At 65.2% G+C, this 15,212-nt stretch carries 11 protein-coding genes and 1 tRNA gene; 7 read left to right on the top strand and 5 right to left on the bottom strand.

Annotation, left to right across the window (positions count from 1 at the left end; genetic code table 11):
- Window positions 1-12 precede the first annotated feature (12 nt).
- From ACZZZM_RS09225 to ACZZZM_RS09215, 3 genes are all read left to right on the top strand, one after another.
- Window positions 13-1,164, top strand: a complete 1,152-nt coding sequence (locus ACZZZM_RS09225) for an endo-1,4-beta-xylanase (RefSeq protein ID WP_463594809.1) — start codon at window positions 13-15, stop codon at window positions 1,162-1,164.
- A 70-nt stretch (window positions 1,165-1,234) separates the two neighbouring features.
- Window positions 1,235-2,236, top strand: coding sequence for a P-loop nucleotide/nucleoside kinase family protein (locus tag ACZZZM_RS09220; protein WP_463594808.1), 1,002 nt, complete (start codon window positions 1,235-1,237; stop codon window positions 2,234-2,236).
- Window positions 2,233-3,144, top strand: a complete 912-nt coding sequence (locus ACZZZM_RS09215; RefSeq protein WP_463594807.1) for a 1-phosphofructokinase family hexose kinase — start codon at window positions 2,233-2,235, stop codon at window positions 3,142-3,144. The genes ACZZZM_RS09220 and ACZZZM_RS09215 overlap by 4 nt, the downstream gene beginning before the upstream one ends.
- Here the strand turns inward: ACZZZM_RS09215 and ACZZZM_RS09210 are convergent.
- Together ACZZZM_RS09210 and ACZZZM_RS09205 are read right to left on the bottom strand one after the other, a co-directional pair.
- Window positions 3,123-3,440 carry a helix-turn-helix domain-containing protein gene (locus ACZZZM_RS09210; protein ID WP_463594806.1) on the bottom strand — a complete coding sequence of 106 codons (318 nt, stop codon included), beginning with the start codon at window positions 3,438-3,440 and terminating at the stop codon, window positions 3,123-3,125. The two genes, ACZZZM_RS09215 and ACZZZM_RS09210, sit on opposite strands and share 22 nt — an antisense overlap.
- Window positions 3,441-3,591: 151 nt before the next feature.
- Complete coding sequence (locus ACZZZM_RS09205; RefSeq protein WP_463594805.1) at window positions 3,592-4,431, bottom strand: endonuclease/exonuclease/phosphatase family protein; 840 nt, start codon at window positions 4,429-4,431, stop codon at window positions 3,592-3,594.
- Between the two features lie 218 nt (window positions 4,432-4,649).
- Here ACZZZM_RS09205 and ACZZZM_RS09200 point away from each other — a divergent pair, with 218 nt between their 5' ends.
- From ACZZZM_RS09200 to ACZZZM_RS09190, 3 genes are all read left to right on the top strand, one after another.
- Window positions 4,650-7,640, top strand: coding sequence for a TonB-dependent receptor (locus tag ACZZZM_RS09200; RefSeq protein WP_463594804.1), 2,991 nt, complete (start codon window positions 4,650-4,652; stop codon window positions 7,638-7,640).
- A gap of 76 nt (window positions 7,641-7,716) precedes the next feature.
- Window positions 7,717-9,180: a glucoamylase family protein gene (locus ACZZZM_RS09195; protein WP_463594803.1), complete on the top strand. Its 1,464-nt coding sequence runs from the start codon at window positions 7,717-7,719 to the stop codon at window positions 9,178-9,180.
- Window positions 9,177-10,535: an MFS transporter gene (locus ACZZZM_RS09190; RefSeq protein WP_463594802.1), complete on the top strand. Its 1,359-nt coding sequence runs from the start codon at window positions 9,177-9,179 to the stop codon at window positions 10,533-10,535. Before ACZZZM_RS09195 ends, ACZZZM_RS09190 begins: the two co-directional genes overlap by 4 nt.
- Here ACZZZM_RS09190 and ACZZZM_RS09185 read toward each other — a convergent pair.
- The gene (locus ACZZZM_RS09185) at window positions 10,526-12,814 is read right to left on the bottom strand and encodes a glycoside hydrolase family 3 N-terminal domain-containing protein (RefSeq protein WP_463594801.1); all 2,289 of its coding nucleotides are present in this window, start codon (window positions 12,812-12,814) and stop codon (window positions 10,526-10,528) included. The genes ACZZZM_RS09190 and ACZZZM_RS09185 overlap by 10 nt on opposite strands.
- A gap of 169 nt (window positions 12,815-12,983) precedes the next feature.
- On the opposite strand from ACZZZM_RS09185, the gene ACZZZM_RS09180 reads away from it, so the two are divergent.
- Window positions 12,984-13,982 carry a LacI family DNA-binding transcriptional regulator gene (locus ACZZZM_RS09180; protein WP_463594800.1) on the top strand — a complete coding sequence of 333 codons (999 nt, stop codon included), beginning with the start codon at window positions 12,984-12,986 and terminating at the stop codon, window positions 13,980-13,982.
- Between the two features lie 12 nt (window positions 13,983-13,994).
- On the opposite strand, the gene ACZZZM_RS09175 is transcribed toward ACZZZM_RS09180, so the two are convergent.
- Both ACZZZM_RS09175 and ACZZZM_RS09170 read right to left on the bottom strand, forming a co-directional pair.
- A tRNA-Gln gene (locus ACZZZM_RS09175) sits at window positions 13,995-14,069 on the bottom strand.
- A gap of 22 nt (window positions 14,070-14,091) precedes the next feature.
- The gene (locus ACZZZM_RS09170; protein ID WP_463594799.1) at window positions 14,092-15,189 is read right to left on the bottom strand and encodes a branched-chain amino acid aminotransferase; all 1,098 of its coding nucleotides are present in this window, start codon (window positions 15,187-15,189) and stop codon (window positions 14,092-14,094) included.
- Window positions 15,190-15,212 lie beyond the last annotated feature (23 nt).

The following is a 15,212-nucleotide window of genomic DNA, read 5'->3' as shown; positions in this document are numbered from 1 at the left end:
GGAGAAGCTCAAATGACGGGATTTACGCGGCGCGACATGCTTGGCGGAGCGGCCGCATTGGGAGGCGCAGGTCTGGCGCTTCCGGCATTTTCGCAGGCAGCCGGCACCGGGCTCAATGCCGCCGCCAGCGCCAAGGGCATGCGCTTCGGATCGTGCCTGGCCTGGAGCCCGCCCGGCGCCGATCGCGGCTCCTTCGCCAACCCAGCCTATGCGGCGTTGCTGGAGCGCGATTGCGGCATCCTGGTGCCCGAGAACGAATTCAAATGGCAGGCGCTGCGGCCCGATGCCAAGACCTTCAATTTCGAGCGTTTTGCGGCAATGCTCGACTATGCCGAGCGCAATAAGCTGCCGATGCGCGGGCACACGCTGCTTTGGCACAAGACCCAATATTTCCCGAAATGGCTGAACGAGCATGATTTCGGCGCAGCCCCTGCCAGCGAGGCCGATCGAGTCCTCACCCAGCACATCAAGACCATCGGCAAGCTCTACGGCACCCGTATCGTCAGCTTCGACGTGGTCAACGAAACCGTCGACGAGAAGACGGGAGCGCAGCGCGAATCCTCGCTGTCCAGGGCCTTCGGCAGCGCCGATGCGATGGTCGATCGCTCCTTCCATCTCGCGCGCCAGCACATGCCCAAGGCCGAATTGGTCTATAACGATTATATGAGCTGGGAACCCGGCAACGAGGCGCACCGCAGGGGCGTGCTCAAGCTGCTGGAGGGCTTCAAGGCCCGCGGCGTGCCATGCGATGCGCTGGGCGTGCAATCGCATATCGGGCTCACTTCCGGCGGCACCGTCGGCGCCTTGGTGAGCAAGCAGGAAAAGCCGTGGCGCGAATTTCTCGATGCCGTCACGGCGATGGGCTACAAATTGCTGATCACCGAGTTCGACGTGAACGACAAGGTGCTGCCCAGCGACGCGAAGGTGCGCGACGGCATCATCGCCAATTATGCCGCCGCCTATCTGGAGATCATGTTCTCCTATCCGCAGCTCAAGGATGTGCTCGCCTGGGGCATGTGCGACAAATATGGCTGGCTCAACGGCTTCAACCCGCGCGCCGACAAGACCCATCAGCGCGCCACCCCCTATGACGATAATTTCCGCCCCAAGGCACTGCATCGCGCGATCAAGCAGGCTTTCGACGCAACATCCGCACGTACCTGACGCCGAATTGCCGCGCGAAACCCGGCTGACCTGCTAGAGGGTGCAGGGAATCGGCGGGAGGGTCGAAAGCATGGCGGCGGCCGCACAGCGCGAGGCTTGGTTTGCCGCCCTGCTGGGCGAAGGCGGGCTCGACGCGGCTGCGATCCAGGCGCTCGCCGATGGCTTCGGCACGGAGCATGCCGGTGCGGCGCCGGCACCGAGCGAGGCCTTCCTCCACATGCTCGATACCGCTGCGCATACTCCGGTGCAGCGGAAGGAATTGGCGCGGCATCGCCCCCAGCTCGATCGCCGGATCAAGGCCCGCCGCATCCGCCAGCTCGAATCCGGGGACGAGGACATCCTCTATGATCTGGCCATGCCGCTCGCCGCCCTGATCGGGCTCGGGCGTACGGCCGATGCCAATCTGCTCGCCAACCGCTATCTCGACGTGACTCCGCAGGGCGCGACCGGCTGGGCGTTGCTGCCGCTATACCTCTCGCTCCGCGCAGGCGAGGTGGGTCTAGCCGATGCGATACTCGCCCCCTCCCCACCCCGCCTCGTGGCGATCGGCGGGCTATCGGGCACGGGCAAATCGACCCTGGCGCGGCTGCTCGGTGCCCGGCTCGGCCGCGCGCCGGGTGGGCGCGTGCTGCGCTCGGACGTGTTCCGCAAGCGGCTGGCGGGCGTCCCGCCGGAAACACGGCTGCCTCCCGCGCATTATACTCGGCTGAATGACCAGCACACTTACGAAACCCTGTTCGAATCGGCCGACGATCACCTTGCCTGTGGCAACAGCGTGGTCCTCGACGCCGTGTTCATGAGTCGCAGCGAGCGCGACGTCGCCGCGGCGATCGCCCATCGCCACCGTGTGCCCTTTGTCGGCATCTGGCTGGAGGCTCCCGAACGCGACCGGCTGGCGCGCGTCGCAGCACGCGCGGGCGACGCTTCGGACGCCACGATCGAAGTCGCGCGCGAGCAATCGCGCCGCCCGGTGGGCGTGCTTGCCGATTGGCACCGCATCCGCGTCAACCGACCGATCGAATCGATCGTCGCGGCCGCACGCGCTGCCGTCGATCGGGCACGGCTGCGATGATCGCGACCCTGACGCTCAATCCCGCGCTAGACGTCACGACCTGCACCGAGAAAGTCCAGCACACGCACAAATTGCGCTGCACCGCGCCGCGGCTCGATCCCGGCGGCGGCGGGGTCAATGTCGCCCGGGTGATCCATGCGCTGGGCGGCGAAGTGACCGCCGTGTTCCCGCGGGGCGGGCCCGCCGGCGCAACCTTCGAGGCATTGCTGCGCGAGACCGGCATGCCGATCGTACCGGTCGGGATCGCCGGCGCGACGCGCGAGAGTTTCACTGTCGATGAAGGCGAGACCGGGCTGCAATATCGCTTCGTACTGCCCGGGCCGGAGCTCAGCGCCGCGGAGATCGAGGCGCTGCTGACGGCGCTTCCAGAGGCATCGCATATCGTCGTCAGCGGCAGCCTGCCGCCCGGATGCGATCCGGCCATCGTCAAGCGGCTCGGCGCGCTTGCCGCGAACCGCGACGCTAGGCTCGTCGTCGACACTTCGGGGCCGGCACTGGCCGCCTGCGAGGGCGCGGGCATCTATCTGCTCAAGCCCAGCCTTCGCGAAGTCGAGGACCTGATCGGCAAGCCGATCGCCGGAGAAGCCGGCGAGCTTGAAGCCGCCCGAACGCTGCGCGAACGGGGCTTCGCCGAAGTGATCGTCCTGTCGCTTGCCGATCGCGGCGCGTTGCTGGTCGCCGATGGCATCGAGCTGCGCCTGCCCGCGCTCCCGGTCGAAACCAAAAGCGCAGTCGGGGCAGGCGATTCGATGGTCGGCGCAGTCACGCTGGCGCTCGCGCACGGCAAGCCGCTCGGCGATGCGCTGCATTATGGAATCGCGGCAGGTGCGGCGACGCTGATGACTCCCGCAACCGAGCTGGCCCGGCGCGAGGATGTCGAGCGACTTTATGCGGCGAGTTCGTCCTGAGCGGGCTTCGGGTAGAACAGCGCATGCATTGCTTCGAGCATCCGCACCGCGTCCGCGCTGGCCAGCGAATAGAAGATCATCTGCCCCGCGCGGCGCGCGGTGACCATGCCTTCGCGGCGCAGCAAGGCAAGCTGCTGCGACACGGCAGTGTCGCGCGAGCCCGTCAGTCGGGCAAGCTCGCCCACCGACTTCTCGCCATCGAGGAGGTGACACAACAGGAGCAATCGGCTGCGTCCGGACAAGGCCTTCAGGAACAGCGACGCTCGGTCGACTACGGCAATCATATCGTCTTTCACGCCGCGACAGCTATGGACGAATACCCATATTGGCAACCGCTATCGTACGGAAAGCGAAGGTAAATCGCTTAGAAATCGTGATTGCAGGAAATGCAACCGTCTAGTTTTACCGTTTCGCGTCCCGACTGTTTCCGGGACGTTTCTGACCCGTTCAGTGCCAGCGAAGTTCGGCCAGCACCGGGAAATGATCGGAGGGATATAGCGCCCCGTCATGCGCCGTCAGCGTCTCGATTCTGCCAATCTTGAAGCCGCGCGTCAGTATCCAGTCGATCCGCCGATCGGACTTTCCCGTGAAGTTATGGAAGGTTTCCGCCGGGCCACTGCGCAGCTTCGTTCCCAGCCAGACATCTGCCAGTTCGCGGGTCAGCAGCGCGTGCGCTTCGCTATCGGGAATGGTGTTGAAATCGCCGGTGACCACGACGCGCGCCTTGCCCGCGATGCTGTGGATTCGCTTGAGGAGAAGCTCGGCGCATTTCCGGCGGGCCTCATCGTCTTCGGCACGATAGGGAAAATGCGTGTTGAAGACGAAGAAGCGGCGGCCGTCGCGCGTCCGGAACTGTCCCCAGGTCACCAGCCGAGGATAGATGTTCCCCCAGGTCATGCTACCCGGCACTTCGGGCGTGTCCGAAAGCCAGAAATTGCCCGAGCCGAGCAGGCGCAGCCGATCGCGCCTGTAAAAGAGTCCCATATGCTCGTCGCCGTCCCCGCCGCGCCGGCCACTGCCGATCCAGGCATAATGCGGCAGCTGCTCGACCAGATAATCGCCCTGCTCCTCGAACAGCTCCTGCGTGCCGATGATGTCGGGCGCTGCGGCGGCAATGGTGCGGGCAGCGAGCGTGCGGCGATTGGGCCAGGCATTGGGCCCGTCCGATGCGATCGGCAGGCGCACGTTGAAGGTCATCACCCGCAGCGCCTGCGCGCCCGCGGCGGAGGGAAGGCCAGTGGCAAACAGCAGCGCGGCCATCGCGGCAAGCAAGCGGGCAACGCGCATCATCTACTCCATGGAAGACCGCATCGGGCGGCGTGCTGCAGCGGGAAATGGCGCTCGTTACACCAGCCGCTTCCGATACGAATTGCTCTATATGAAACCGGTTACATATGCTAGCCGCATCGGACCGAACGCCATCGACTCGTGGCGGGCGGTGCATTGCAATTCCTGCGCGTGTGGCTGGCGGAGACCGGTACCGGCGCGGCAACGGGGAGGAATATATGTCTTTTCAAGTGTTTCAGGCGCGCCCTGCTCATCGTGGACGCGCACTCCGGCTTGCCGCTGCGCTTCTGATCGGCACATCCGCCGCGGCAGTGATGGCGACGCCGGCATTCGCGCAGCAGTCCGATGCTTCGTTGCGCGGCACCATCACGCTCGGCGAGGGCGCGACCGTCCAGCAGGTCGTCGCGGTCGAGAATGCCACCGGCTTCCGTCGCAATGCCGATGTCCGCCCGGACGGCAGCTATAATTTCGCCTCGCTTCGCCGCGGCACGTATATGCTCGAGATCTCCACCTCGGCAGGCTCGCGCACGACTGACGAATTCACGTTGAACGTCGCGCAGAATGCTGTGCTCGATTTCGATTTCTCGGCGCCCGAAGCGGCCGCCAGCAGCGACGTCGTCGTCACCGGCAACCGCATCCGCTCGATGGAGGGCGGCGAAGTCGGCGTGAACATCACCCAGCGCCTGATCGAGCAGCTGCCGCAGAACAACCGCAACTTCCTCGCCTTCGCCGATCTCGCGCCGGGCGTGCAGTTCATCACCAATGGCAGCGATCAGTCGCGGCTCCAGGGTGGCGCGCAGAACAGCAATTCGGTCAACATCTTCATCGATGGCGTCGGTCAGAAGGATTATGTCCTCAAGAACGGCATCACCGGGCAGGATTCGACCCAGGGCAATCCCTTCCCGCAGCTCGCGGTCGGCGAATATCGCGTGATCAGCTCCAACTATAAGGCCGAGTTCGACCAGGTCAGCTCGGTGGCGATCACCGCGGTTACCAAGTCCGGCACCAACGAGTTCCATGGCCAGGGCTTCGTCGATTTCACCAACCAGAATTTCCGCAATGCGCGCCCGACCGAAGCGGCGAGCCCGGCCGGCAAGATCAAGACGCGTGATCTGCAGTTCGGCGGCGCGCTGGGCGGTCCGATCATCAAGGATGTCGCGCACTTCTTCGTCACCTACGAGGGCAAGCGCCGCATCAATCCGCGTGACATCACCCCCGGCCTGGACCTGCCGGTGAGCTATTTCCCGACCCAGTATCAAAGCGTGTTCGGCTCGACCAACGAGACGTTCAACGAGGACCTCTATTTCGGCAAGATCGATTTCTCGCCGACCGACAAGGACCTGTTCGAGATATCGGGCAAGTATCGCAACGAGTCCGGCGAGCAGTTCAACAGCGGCAACGCCGCTTATGAAACGCGCACGCTGGCACGCGTCAGGGAATGGCGCGGCCTCGCACGCTGGCAGCATAGCGAAGACACCTGGAACAACGATTTCAAGGTCGCGTATGAGAATGTCAGCTGGAACCCCAGTCCGTTTCTCGAAGCGCCGCGACTAGTCTTTAACGTGCAATTGCCGGTTGCCGGCGGCGGCACGCGGCGCGGCGACGTGCTCAGCGTCGGCGGCGGCACCAACTTCCAGGACAAGGGCCAGAAGGGCTGGCAGGTCTCGGACGACTTCACTTACACCGGTTTTGGCGGCCACACGCTCAAGGTCGGCGTCAAGGCGAAGTGGGTGACGCTTCAGTCGCTCCAGCTCAACGGTTTCAACCCGACCTTCAACTTCTTCACGCCCGTGGGTGGCACGTTCAACACGACCATTCCCTACCGGATGACCTTCCAGTCGCTGGTTGGCGGGGCAGATCCGGATCTGCGCTCGAAGAACTTCCAGTTCGGCATCTATGCCCAAGACGATTGGGACGTGACCGACCGACTGACTCTCAACCTCGGCCTGCGCTGGGATTATGAGAGCACGCCCGCGTTCCTCAATTACGTGCATCCCGCGGCGCAGGTAACTGCGGTCGGTCCGGCCAATTATCCGAACCTCAACAACGCCAATTACAATATCCGCGACTATATCTCGACCGGCACCGAGCGGGAGGCGTTCAAGGGCGCATGGCAGCCCCGTCTCGGCTTCACCTGGGAACTCGATGAAGAGGGCCAGTTCGCATTGTTCGGCGGCTATGGCCGTTCGTACGATCGCACCCAGTTCGACTTCATCCAGCAGGAGCTGGCCCAGGGTCAGGCCGCGGGCCGCACCTTCAACTTCAACAATCCCGGCGACACGGTGAACACCTGCGTGCCGAGTGCCACCTGCATCGCCTGGAACCCGGTCTATCTGACTCCGGCAGGGCGCGAAGCACTGGTCGCGGGCCTCCCGGCAGGTGCCGGCCGCGAGTTGCGCTTCATCAAGAACGACCTGAAGACGCCCTATTCGGACCAGTTCAGCATCGGCGTGCGCGGTCGCTTCGGCCTGCTCAATGCCGAAGTCGGCATGTCGCGCGTCAACAGCTATGACGGGTTCGTCTATCTGCTCGGCAACCGCCGCCCGGATGGCAGCTTCTTCCCGGCGACCGGCAATCCGGACTCGCCGTTCGGCAACCCGCCATCGCCGTTCGGCTCGATCATCATCGGCGACAACGGCCTCGAGACCCGCGCGAACACGGTCTATACCAAGCTGACCAAGCGCTACACGCCCACTTCGCCGTGGAGCGTGGATGCGACCTACACCTATATGTACGGCGAGGAGAACCGGAAGTTCGGCGAGGTCTTCAGCTTGGATTTCCCGAGCATCCAGGATTATCCGTTCGCACATTCGGCGGGCATCCGTAGCCACCGCCTGGTCGTGGCGGCCACGGCCGATCTGCCGTTCGACTTCACTCTGGCGGGCAAGTTCCAGATCGCATCTCCGATCTGGCTTAACCGCCTGGTGGGCGTCGCCGGCACGCCGCCCCAGCGTTTCGTCACCACGGTGGAAGCCGAAGGCAATGGCGCGCTGTGGGGCTATCGCCAGCTCGATCTGGCGCTGACCAAATATGTGAAGCTCGGCTTCCTGACCGAGAACACCAGTATCTGGTTCCGCGTCGACGTGCTCAACGTGCTCGACGACAAGAACTATAACGGCTTCAACGACGTGACCGGGCTGCGCAACACCAGCCTGGCCACCGATGGCCCGCCGCGCACGTTCAAGCTTTCGACCGGCTTCAACTTCTAAAAGCGTCCTCCTTGCCGCCGCGCCTGGGCTTGCCCTCGCGCGGCGGCATTTTTGTTTGTACTCCTGGAGCGTCATCATGAAATCCAAGCGCCCCCTCGCCATCCTGTTCGCCTCCGCTCTGGCAGGCTGCACGATGCAGGAGGCGCCCTCGCCCGCCCGTCCCGCCCCCCAGGCCGGTGCGCAGGCAGCCTTTGCCGAGGATCTCAGCCGGCGGACCTTCGATTATTTCTGGGAGACCACTCCGGCTGCCAATTGCCTGGCGCCCGATCGCTGGCCCTCCAGTCCCTTCTCGAGCGTCGCCGCGACCGGCTTTGCGATCACTGCCTATGCCGTCGGCGCCGAGCGCGGCTACGTCACCCGCGCGGACGCAGCCGCCCGCACCTTGCGCTGCATGGAATTTTATCACGATGCGCCGCAAGGCCCCGAAGCGAGCGGCGTCACCGGCTATAAGGGCTTCTTCTATCATTTCCTGAAGAACGACACCGGCCAGCGCTACGGCACCACCGAGCTATCGACGGTGGATACGAGTCTGCTGCTCGGCGGCATGCTGTTCGCGCAATCCTATTACGATCGCGACAACGCCACCGAGCGCCGCATCCGCGAACTCGCCGAGGCGATCTACCGCCGCGTCGACTGGAAATGGGCGCAGCGAAGCACCACCGCCACCCAGGCGCGCAACCTCGCCAACTCGCATGGCATCACGATGGGCTGGAAGCCCGAGCGCGGCTTCGAGACGCACGATTGGGTCGGCTATAACGAAGGCATGTTGGTCTATGTGCTGGCGGCTGCATCGCCGACGCATCCGGTGGGCAAGGACGCCTGGGACCAGGGCTGGGCGGCCGATCTGCAAAAGGACTGGGGCACCTATTACGGCCAGGAGCATCTGACCTTCGAGCCGCTGTTCGGGCATCAATATTCGCACGTCTGGGTCGATTTTCGCGGCATCCAGGACAGCTTCATGGCCGGCAAGGGCATCGACTATTTCGAGAATAGCCGCCGCGCGACCCTGGCGCAGCGCGCGTACGGCGCGGACAACCCCAACAAATGGGCCGGCTATTCGAGCAACATCTGGGGCTGGACCGCCTCGGACGGCCCCGGCGGCGGCAAGCGCCGGGTGAACGGCGTCGAGCGCGATTTCATGGGCTATTCGGCGCGCGGCGTCAGCCCCAATCGCGTCGTGGACGACGGCACGATCGTGCCGACCGCGGCAGGAGGCTCGATCGCCTTTGCCCCCGAAGTAGCGCTGCCGGCGCTGATGCACATGAAGGCGCAATATGGCGAGCGGCTCTACACCCGCTACGGCTTCAAGGATGCGTTCAACCCCAGCTTCACCTTCACCGACAAGGCCAACCGCGGCGGCACGGTCGATCCGCAGACTGGCTGGGTGGCGAATGATCATCTCGGGATCGATCAGGGGCCGATCCTCGCGATGCTCGAGAACCACCGCTCCGGGCTGATCTGGAAGACGATGCGCAAGAACCCGCATATCCGCACCGGGCTCAAGCGGCTCGGCTTCAAGGGCGGCTGGCTGGAAAAATGATCGCACGGCTGCGCGAGGCTCCCCCCAAGCTCAGGCTCGTCCTGTTCGCCTTCGGGGACTTCGCGTTCAATCTCTACTGGCAGAGCATCATGCTCTACCTGCTTTTCTATTATACCGAGGCGCTCAACCTGCCGGTGGCCACGGCCGCAGCGATCTACACCTTGGCCTCGATCTGGGACGGGCTGGCCAATTTCATCGCGGGCGCCATCGTCGATCGGCGCGAGCCCGGGCGCGGCTATGGCCGCGTGCTCATGCTCGGCAGCCTGCCGCTCGGCTTGGCCTGCGTCCTCACCTATCTCCCGCCCTTGACCAGCGGTGCGATCGGCATTGCCTGTGTCGTCATCGGGCATCTGCTGTTCCGCACGGCCTATGCGGCGGTGAACGTCCCCTATCTGGCGATGTCGGCGCGGATCAGCGTGCACAGCAAGGATCGCGCCTTCGTCGCGGGGATGCGGATGCTGTTCGGGACGATGGCCTGGGTGCTAGTCGCGCGCGCGACGGTGCCGCTGGGGGCATGGCTGAGCGGCAGTGCGGTGCCCGCGAACGCCTATCTCGGCGCGGCGATCGGCTTCGCGCTGGTGGCAACGGCGATCCTGCTGCTGGTCGGCGCCACCTATCGCGAGGAACTCGTGCCCTCCTCCGCCCCGCCGCCTTCGATCGCAGCGAGCCTCAAGAGCCTGTTCGGCAACCGCGCCTTCATGACGCTCAACCTGGCCATGATGGCCATGATCGTCGCGGTCACCGTGCTCAACAAATCGGTGCTCTATTACTTCAAATATTTCCTCGGCGACGATGCCGCGGGGCAGAGCGCGCTCGCCTGGATGGGGCTGGTCAGCGGGGTCGCAGTCCCGGTGTGGATGCTGCTCCAGCGCGGGATCGGCACGCGCAGCCTCTGGTTCCTGGCCGCAGGCCTGTGCATCACCGGGCTGACGCTGTTCGCAACCATCGGCATCGCCAACACGCAATCGATGCAGATCTTCCTCGTCGCGATGCAGGCGGCGATCGTCGGGCTGCATTTCGTCTTCTGGGCGATGCTGCCCAACACCATCGAGTTCGGCGAGCGAACCACTGGGCTACGTCTCGAAGGCGCTGTGTTCGGCCTGGCCTCCCTGCTCCAGCGCGTCGCGATCGCCATCGCCACCGCGGTGCTCGGGCTCGGCTTCGGCGCGTCGGGCTTCGTCTCGAACGTCACGCAGAGCGCGGGCACGCTCGCCGGCATGCGCTGGACGATCGCGCTGGTCCCGCTCGCCTTCCTGACTTTGTCCTGCGCGCTGATGCTGCTCAACCCGCTGGGCCGCGGCGCCCACGCACGGATCGTGCGCGAGCTTCGCAACGAGGACCAGGCTCAGCGCTGAAGTGTGAACTGCGCGTGGACGCCCTGGGCTTCGGCCGACGGCGCGATCCACAGATCGAACAGCCCCGCCTCCACGGTCGGCTTATTGTCGCGGCCAATGAACAGCAATTGATCGCGGCGCAGCTTGAAGCTGACCGTCTCGGTGGCCCCCGGCGCGAGGGCAAGCTTGCGGAACGCCTTGAGCTCGCGCACCGGCCGCGTCACGCTGGCGGTGCGGTCGCGGATATAGAGCTGGACCACTTCCTCGGCGGCGCGCTTGCCGCGGTTGGTGACCTTGGCCGAAACCGTGATTTCGCCGTCCCATGCCAGCATCTCCGGCACCGAGATCTCGGAATAGGCAATGTCGCCATAAGTCAGGCCGTGCCCGAACGGGTACAGCGCCGAATTGGGCGCCTCGCGGTAATGCGCCTTATAGGGTTCGAGCTTGGCATCCGAAGGATTGGGCCGGCCGGTCGGCTTGTGCGCATAGCTGTAAGGCTGTTGGCCAGGACGGCGCGGGAAGCTGCATGGCAAGCGGGCCGAAGGGCTGTAATCGCCAAACAATACGTCCGCGATGGCATGCCCGCTCTCGGTGCCGAGAAACCAGGTGACGAGAATCGCAGGGGCATCGGCCACCGCGCCTTCCAGCGCGAGGCTGCGGCCGTTCTTGAGCAACACCACCACAGGCTTGCCCGTCGCGGCGATCGCGTCGGCCAGTGCCTGTTGCGGCTTGGGCACGATGATCTCGCTGCGCGACTGCGCCTCGCCCGACATCTTCTCGCTCTCCCCGATCGCGAGGAGCACCACGTCGGCCGCCTGCGCCGCGGCGACTGCGGCCTCGATCCCCCCTGCCAGCGGCTCCTCGATCCCCGAGCCCAGCGCAACCGTGACGCCGGCCTTGTCCCTCACCGCGGCACGGATGCCGGTGGCAAGGTCGACGGCCTGCTTGTTGTCGCCATAGACGACCCAGCCGCCATTGATGTCGTGCTGGCCTTCCGCGAACGGCCCAATGATCGCAATCCTCTTGCCCGCCTTGGCCAGCGGCAGCAGCCCGCCCTGGTTCTTGAGCAGCACGATCGACTTCTTGGCCGATTCCCGCGCCAGATCGAGCGCCGGCTTGGTCCTTGTCCGCGCCTTTTCGCGCTTCACGTCGATGCGGCGGAAGGGATCGTCGAACAGGCCGAGCCTGGCCTTAATCGCCAGCACGCGGCGCACCGATTCATCGAGCCGCGCCATCGGCACTTCGCCCGCCTCGACCAGGCTCGGCAGATGCTGGCGGTAGAAGCCGCTCTGCATGCTCATGTCGACGCCCGCCATAAAGGCCAGCTTGGTCGCGTCGCGCGCATCCGCGGCAAAGCCGTGCGCAATCATCTCTTCGTCGCCGGTATAATCGGAGACGACGAAGCCCTGAAAACCCCATTCGCCGCGCAGCACATCGCGCATAAGCCATTCGTTGCCGGTCGCGGGAATGCCCGAAAGCTCGTTGAATGAAGCCATGGTGGTCAGCGACCCGGCATCAAACGCGGCGCGGAACGGCGGCATATAGACTTCGCGCAGCGTGCGCTCGGAAACGTCGACCGTATTGTAATCGAGCCCCGCCTCCGCCGCGCCATAGGCCACGAAATGCTTGGCGCAGGAAAGCATCGCGTCATTGGCCTTGAGGTCCTTGCCCTGAAAGCCGCGGACGCGCGCTGCGGCCATCAACTCGCCGAGCAGCACGTCCTCGCCCGCGCCCTCCATCGTCCGGCCCCAGCGCTGGTCGCGGGCGATGTCGACCATCGGCGCGAAGGTCCAGTCGATGCCCGATGCCGAGGCCTCGAAGGCCGCCATCCGCGCCGTCCGCTCGGCAATGCTGGCGTCAAAGCTTGCAGCCTCGCCCAGTGGGATCGGGAAGATCGTGCGGTGGCCGTGGATGATGTCGGCGGCGAAGATTAGCGGGATTTTGAGCCGCGCATCGTTCATCGCCGCCATCTGCATCCGCCGCGCCATCTCGGCGCCGTTGCCGTTGAACACACCGGTCAGCTGCATCTTGCGAACTTCTTCGAGCTGTCCCTCGAAATTCGGGCCGCGCGAAGCCGGGTTGAGCGACGGCGCCGCATCCCCCCCCCAGGCCGATGCCATCAGGCTCAACTGCCCGGCCTTTTCGGCCACCGTCATCTGCGAGAGGAGCGAATCGACGAACGGAGGAACCTGCAGGCCGCCGGCCGCACGGAGAAATGCGCGCGCGGGGCTCGCCGCCCACGCCGCAACCGCACTCGCACCGAGTAGCGCGGCGCGCCGCGAAATCCTGGTGTCGAGCATGGTGTTTCTCTCCCTGAGGGACCGAGGCTGGCCCGCACTAATCTATATATCAGCAACGCCGCGTCGCCGCCGACATGCTCCCGTAACCGGTTACATAGCCGTGGCAAAGCTGTCATTGCAATCGGCCATCCGGTCTGAGACGAAAGAGCCAGGCGGTAAAGGGGTGCAGATGGGGCAGGCAACGATTCGCGATGTGGCACGGCAGGCCGAAGTATCGGTCGCTTCCGTGTCGCGCGCGCTGAATGGCTTGTCCAACGTCCGCCCGGAGACGCGCGCGCGCATCGTCGCGGCGGCACAGGAACTCGGCTATGTCCCGCATGCCGGCGCGCGCAGCCTCAGCCTCGCGCGCGCGCACGCCATCGGCGTGGTGCTGCCCGATCTTCACGGCGAATTCTTCTCGGAATGCGTGCGCGGCATGGACCGCGAAGCCCGCCGCCGCGGCTATCTGCTGTTGCTGTCCAACATGCACGACGAGAGCGACCAGGCCGTCGAGGCCTTGCGCGCGATGCGCGGCCGCGTCGACGGGCTGCTCGTCATGGCCCCGCATATCGAACAGGATGTGCTGGCGGCGACACTGCCGCATGCCCTCCCCACGGTGCTGATCAACAGCCCTGCCCCTATCGGACCCTGGCCGTCGCTGCGGATCGACAACCATGCTGGGGCGGCGGCAATGGTGCGGCATCTGATCGAGAATGGGTTCCGCCACATCGTCCACCTCTCCGGCCCGCAGAACAATGCCGACGCCCGCCAGCGTGCCGAAGGTTTCTGCCAGGAAATGGAGCGCCACGGCCGCGAGCCGCGGATCATTCAGGGCAATTTCAACGAAGAGGCCGGCGAGGAAGCCGCACGCACGATCCTAGCAGGCACCGAGCCATGCGACGCCGTGTTCGCCGCCAACGACATGATGGCGCTCGGCTGCCTCCATGCGCTCCGCAGCGCAGGCAAGCGCGTGCCCGAGGATATCGCCGTCTCGGGCTTCGACGACGTCCCCCTCGCCCGCTATCTCGCCCTGACCACGGTGCGCGTACGCATCGCCGAAATGGGAGAGCGCGCCGTGGCGCGGCTGATCGAGCTGCTCGAAGGCACTGGCGCGGGCAGCGAAAGCGACGTCCAGATGCCCGAGCTTATCGTGCGCGCAACCACCAGTCCGCGCGCAAACGGCGCCTAAGTTACGAAGAATTGGCTGGGGCGCCAGGATTCGAACCTGGGAATGGCGGCACCAAAAGCCGCTGCCTTACCACTTGGCGACGCCCCAACGGAGCCGGGCTTATACGGGCTTAGAAAAGCCTTTCAACCCAGCCGTGCGGATCGGGTGCGGTTCCGCGCTGGATCGAGACGAGCTGCTCGCGCAGTTGCTCGGTAAGCATTCCCGGCCCGCCATTCCCGATCTGGAATTCAAACCCGCGCCCGCGCACCCGGCCGATGGGCGTGACCACCGCCGCAGTGCCGCAGGCAAAGGCTTCGCGCAGCTTGCCGCTCTCCGAATCGGCCTTCCATTGCTCGAGCGCGTATTGCTCCTCACGCACCATGATCCCGGCGTCGCGTGCGAGCGTGAGCAGCGAATCGCGGGTGATGCCGGGCAGGATCGTGCCTCCGAGCGGCGGCGTGACGATCGAGCCATCTTCGAAGACGAAGAACACGTTCATGCCCCCCAGTTCCTCGACATAGCGGTTCTCGACCGCGTCGAGGAACACGACCTGGTCGCACCCCTCGGCGATCGCTTCCTTCTGCGCGATCAGGCTCGCAGCATAGTTGCCGCCGCACTTGGCCGCGCCCGTGCCGCCCGGAGCAGCACGCGTGTAATGCTCGCTCACCCAAAGGGTCACCGAAGGCGCACCGCCCTTGAAATAGGCGCCGGCGGGGGATGCGATCACCATATAGAGATATTCGCTGGCGGGCTTGACGCCGAGGAACACCTCGCTGGCGAACATGAAGGGCCGCAGATACAGCGCGCCGCCCTCGATCTCGGGAATCCAGTCGCGATCGACTTCGACGAGCTTGCGGATCGAAGAGAGAAACATCTCGTCGGGCAACGGCGCCATCGCCATTCGCTCGGCCGATTCGCGGAAGCGCGCGGCATTGGCCTCGGCGCGGAATAGCTGGGCGCCGCCATCGGGGGTACGATAGGCCTTGAGCCCCTCGAAAATCTCCTGTGCATAATGGAGCACGGCGCACGCGGGATCGATCTGCAGCGGGCCGCGCGGCTGAACCTTCGCGTCGTGCCAGCCGCGATCGGCCGAATATTTGATCACCACCATGTGATCGGTGAAGCTCTTGCCGAAGCCCGGATTGGCGAGGATCCCGGCGCGGTCGGCGGGCGATACCGGATCGGCATGCGCTTCGAACTCATAGTCCAGGATCGTCGCGTCTGCCATTTGCCTAGTCCGGTTAGAGGGGT

It is taken from the genome of Sphingomonas sp. AC522 (assembly GCF_979258125.1).
Note: the sequence above shows the minus strand (reverse complement) of the source record. Positions and strands in the feature narration are given on the sequence as shown.

Bases quoted from the DNA above. Each gene is read 5' to 3' on its own strand.
- ACZZZM_RS09225 (WP_463594809.1), top strand. From the start codon at position 13: ATGACGGGATTTACGCGGCGCGACATGCTTGGCGGAGCGGCCGCATTG.
- ACZZZM_RS09220 (WP_463594808.1), top strand. From the start codon at position 1,235: ATGGCGGCGGCCGCACAGCGCGAGGCTTGGTTTGCCGCCCTGCTGGGC.
- ACZZZM_RS09215 (WP_463594807.1), top strand. From the start codon at position 2,233: ATGATCGCGACCCTGACGCTCAATCCCGCGCTAGACGTCACGACCTGC.
- ACZZZM_RS09205 (WP_463594805.1), bottom strand. From the start codon at position 4,431: ATGCGCGTTGCCCGCTTGCTTGCCGCGATGGCCGCGCTGCTGTTTGCC.
- ACZZZM_RS09200 (WP_463594804.1), top strand. From the start codon at position 4,650: ATGTCTTTTCAAGTGTTTCAGGCGCGCCCTGCTCATCGTGGACGCGCA.
- ACZZZM_RS09195 (WP_463594803.1), top strand. From the start codon at position 7,717: ATGAAATCCAAGCGCCCCCTCGCCATCCTGTTCGCCTCCGCTCTGGCA.
- ACZZZM_RS09190 (WP_463594802.1), top strand. From the start codon at position 9,177: ATGATCGCACGGCTGCGCGAGGCTCCCCCCAAGCTCAGGCTCGTCCTG.
- ACZZZM_RS09185 (WP_463594801.1), bottom strand. From the start codon at position 12,814: ATGCTCGACACCAGGATTTCGCGGCGCGCCGCGCTACTCGGTGCGAGT.
- ACZZZM_RS09180 (WP_463594800.1), top strand. From the start codon at position 12,984: ATGGGGCAGGCAACGATTCGCGATGTGGCACGGCAGGCCGAAGTATCG.
- ACZZZM_RS09170 (WP_463594799.1), bottom strand. From the start codon at position 15,189: ATGGCAGACGCGACGATCCTGGACTATGAGTTCGAAGCGCATGCCGAT.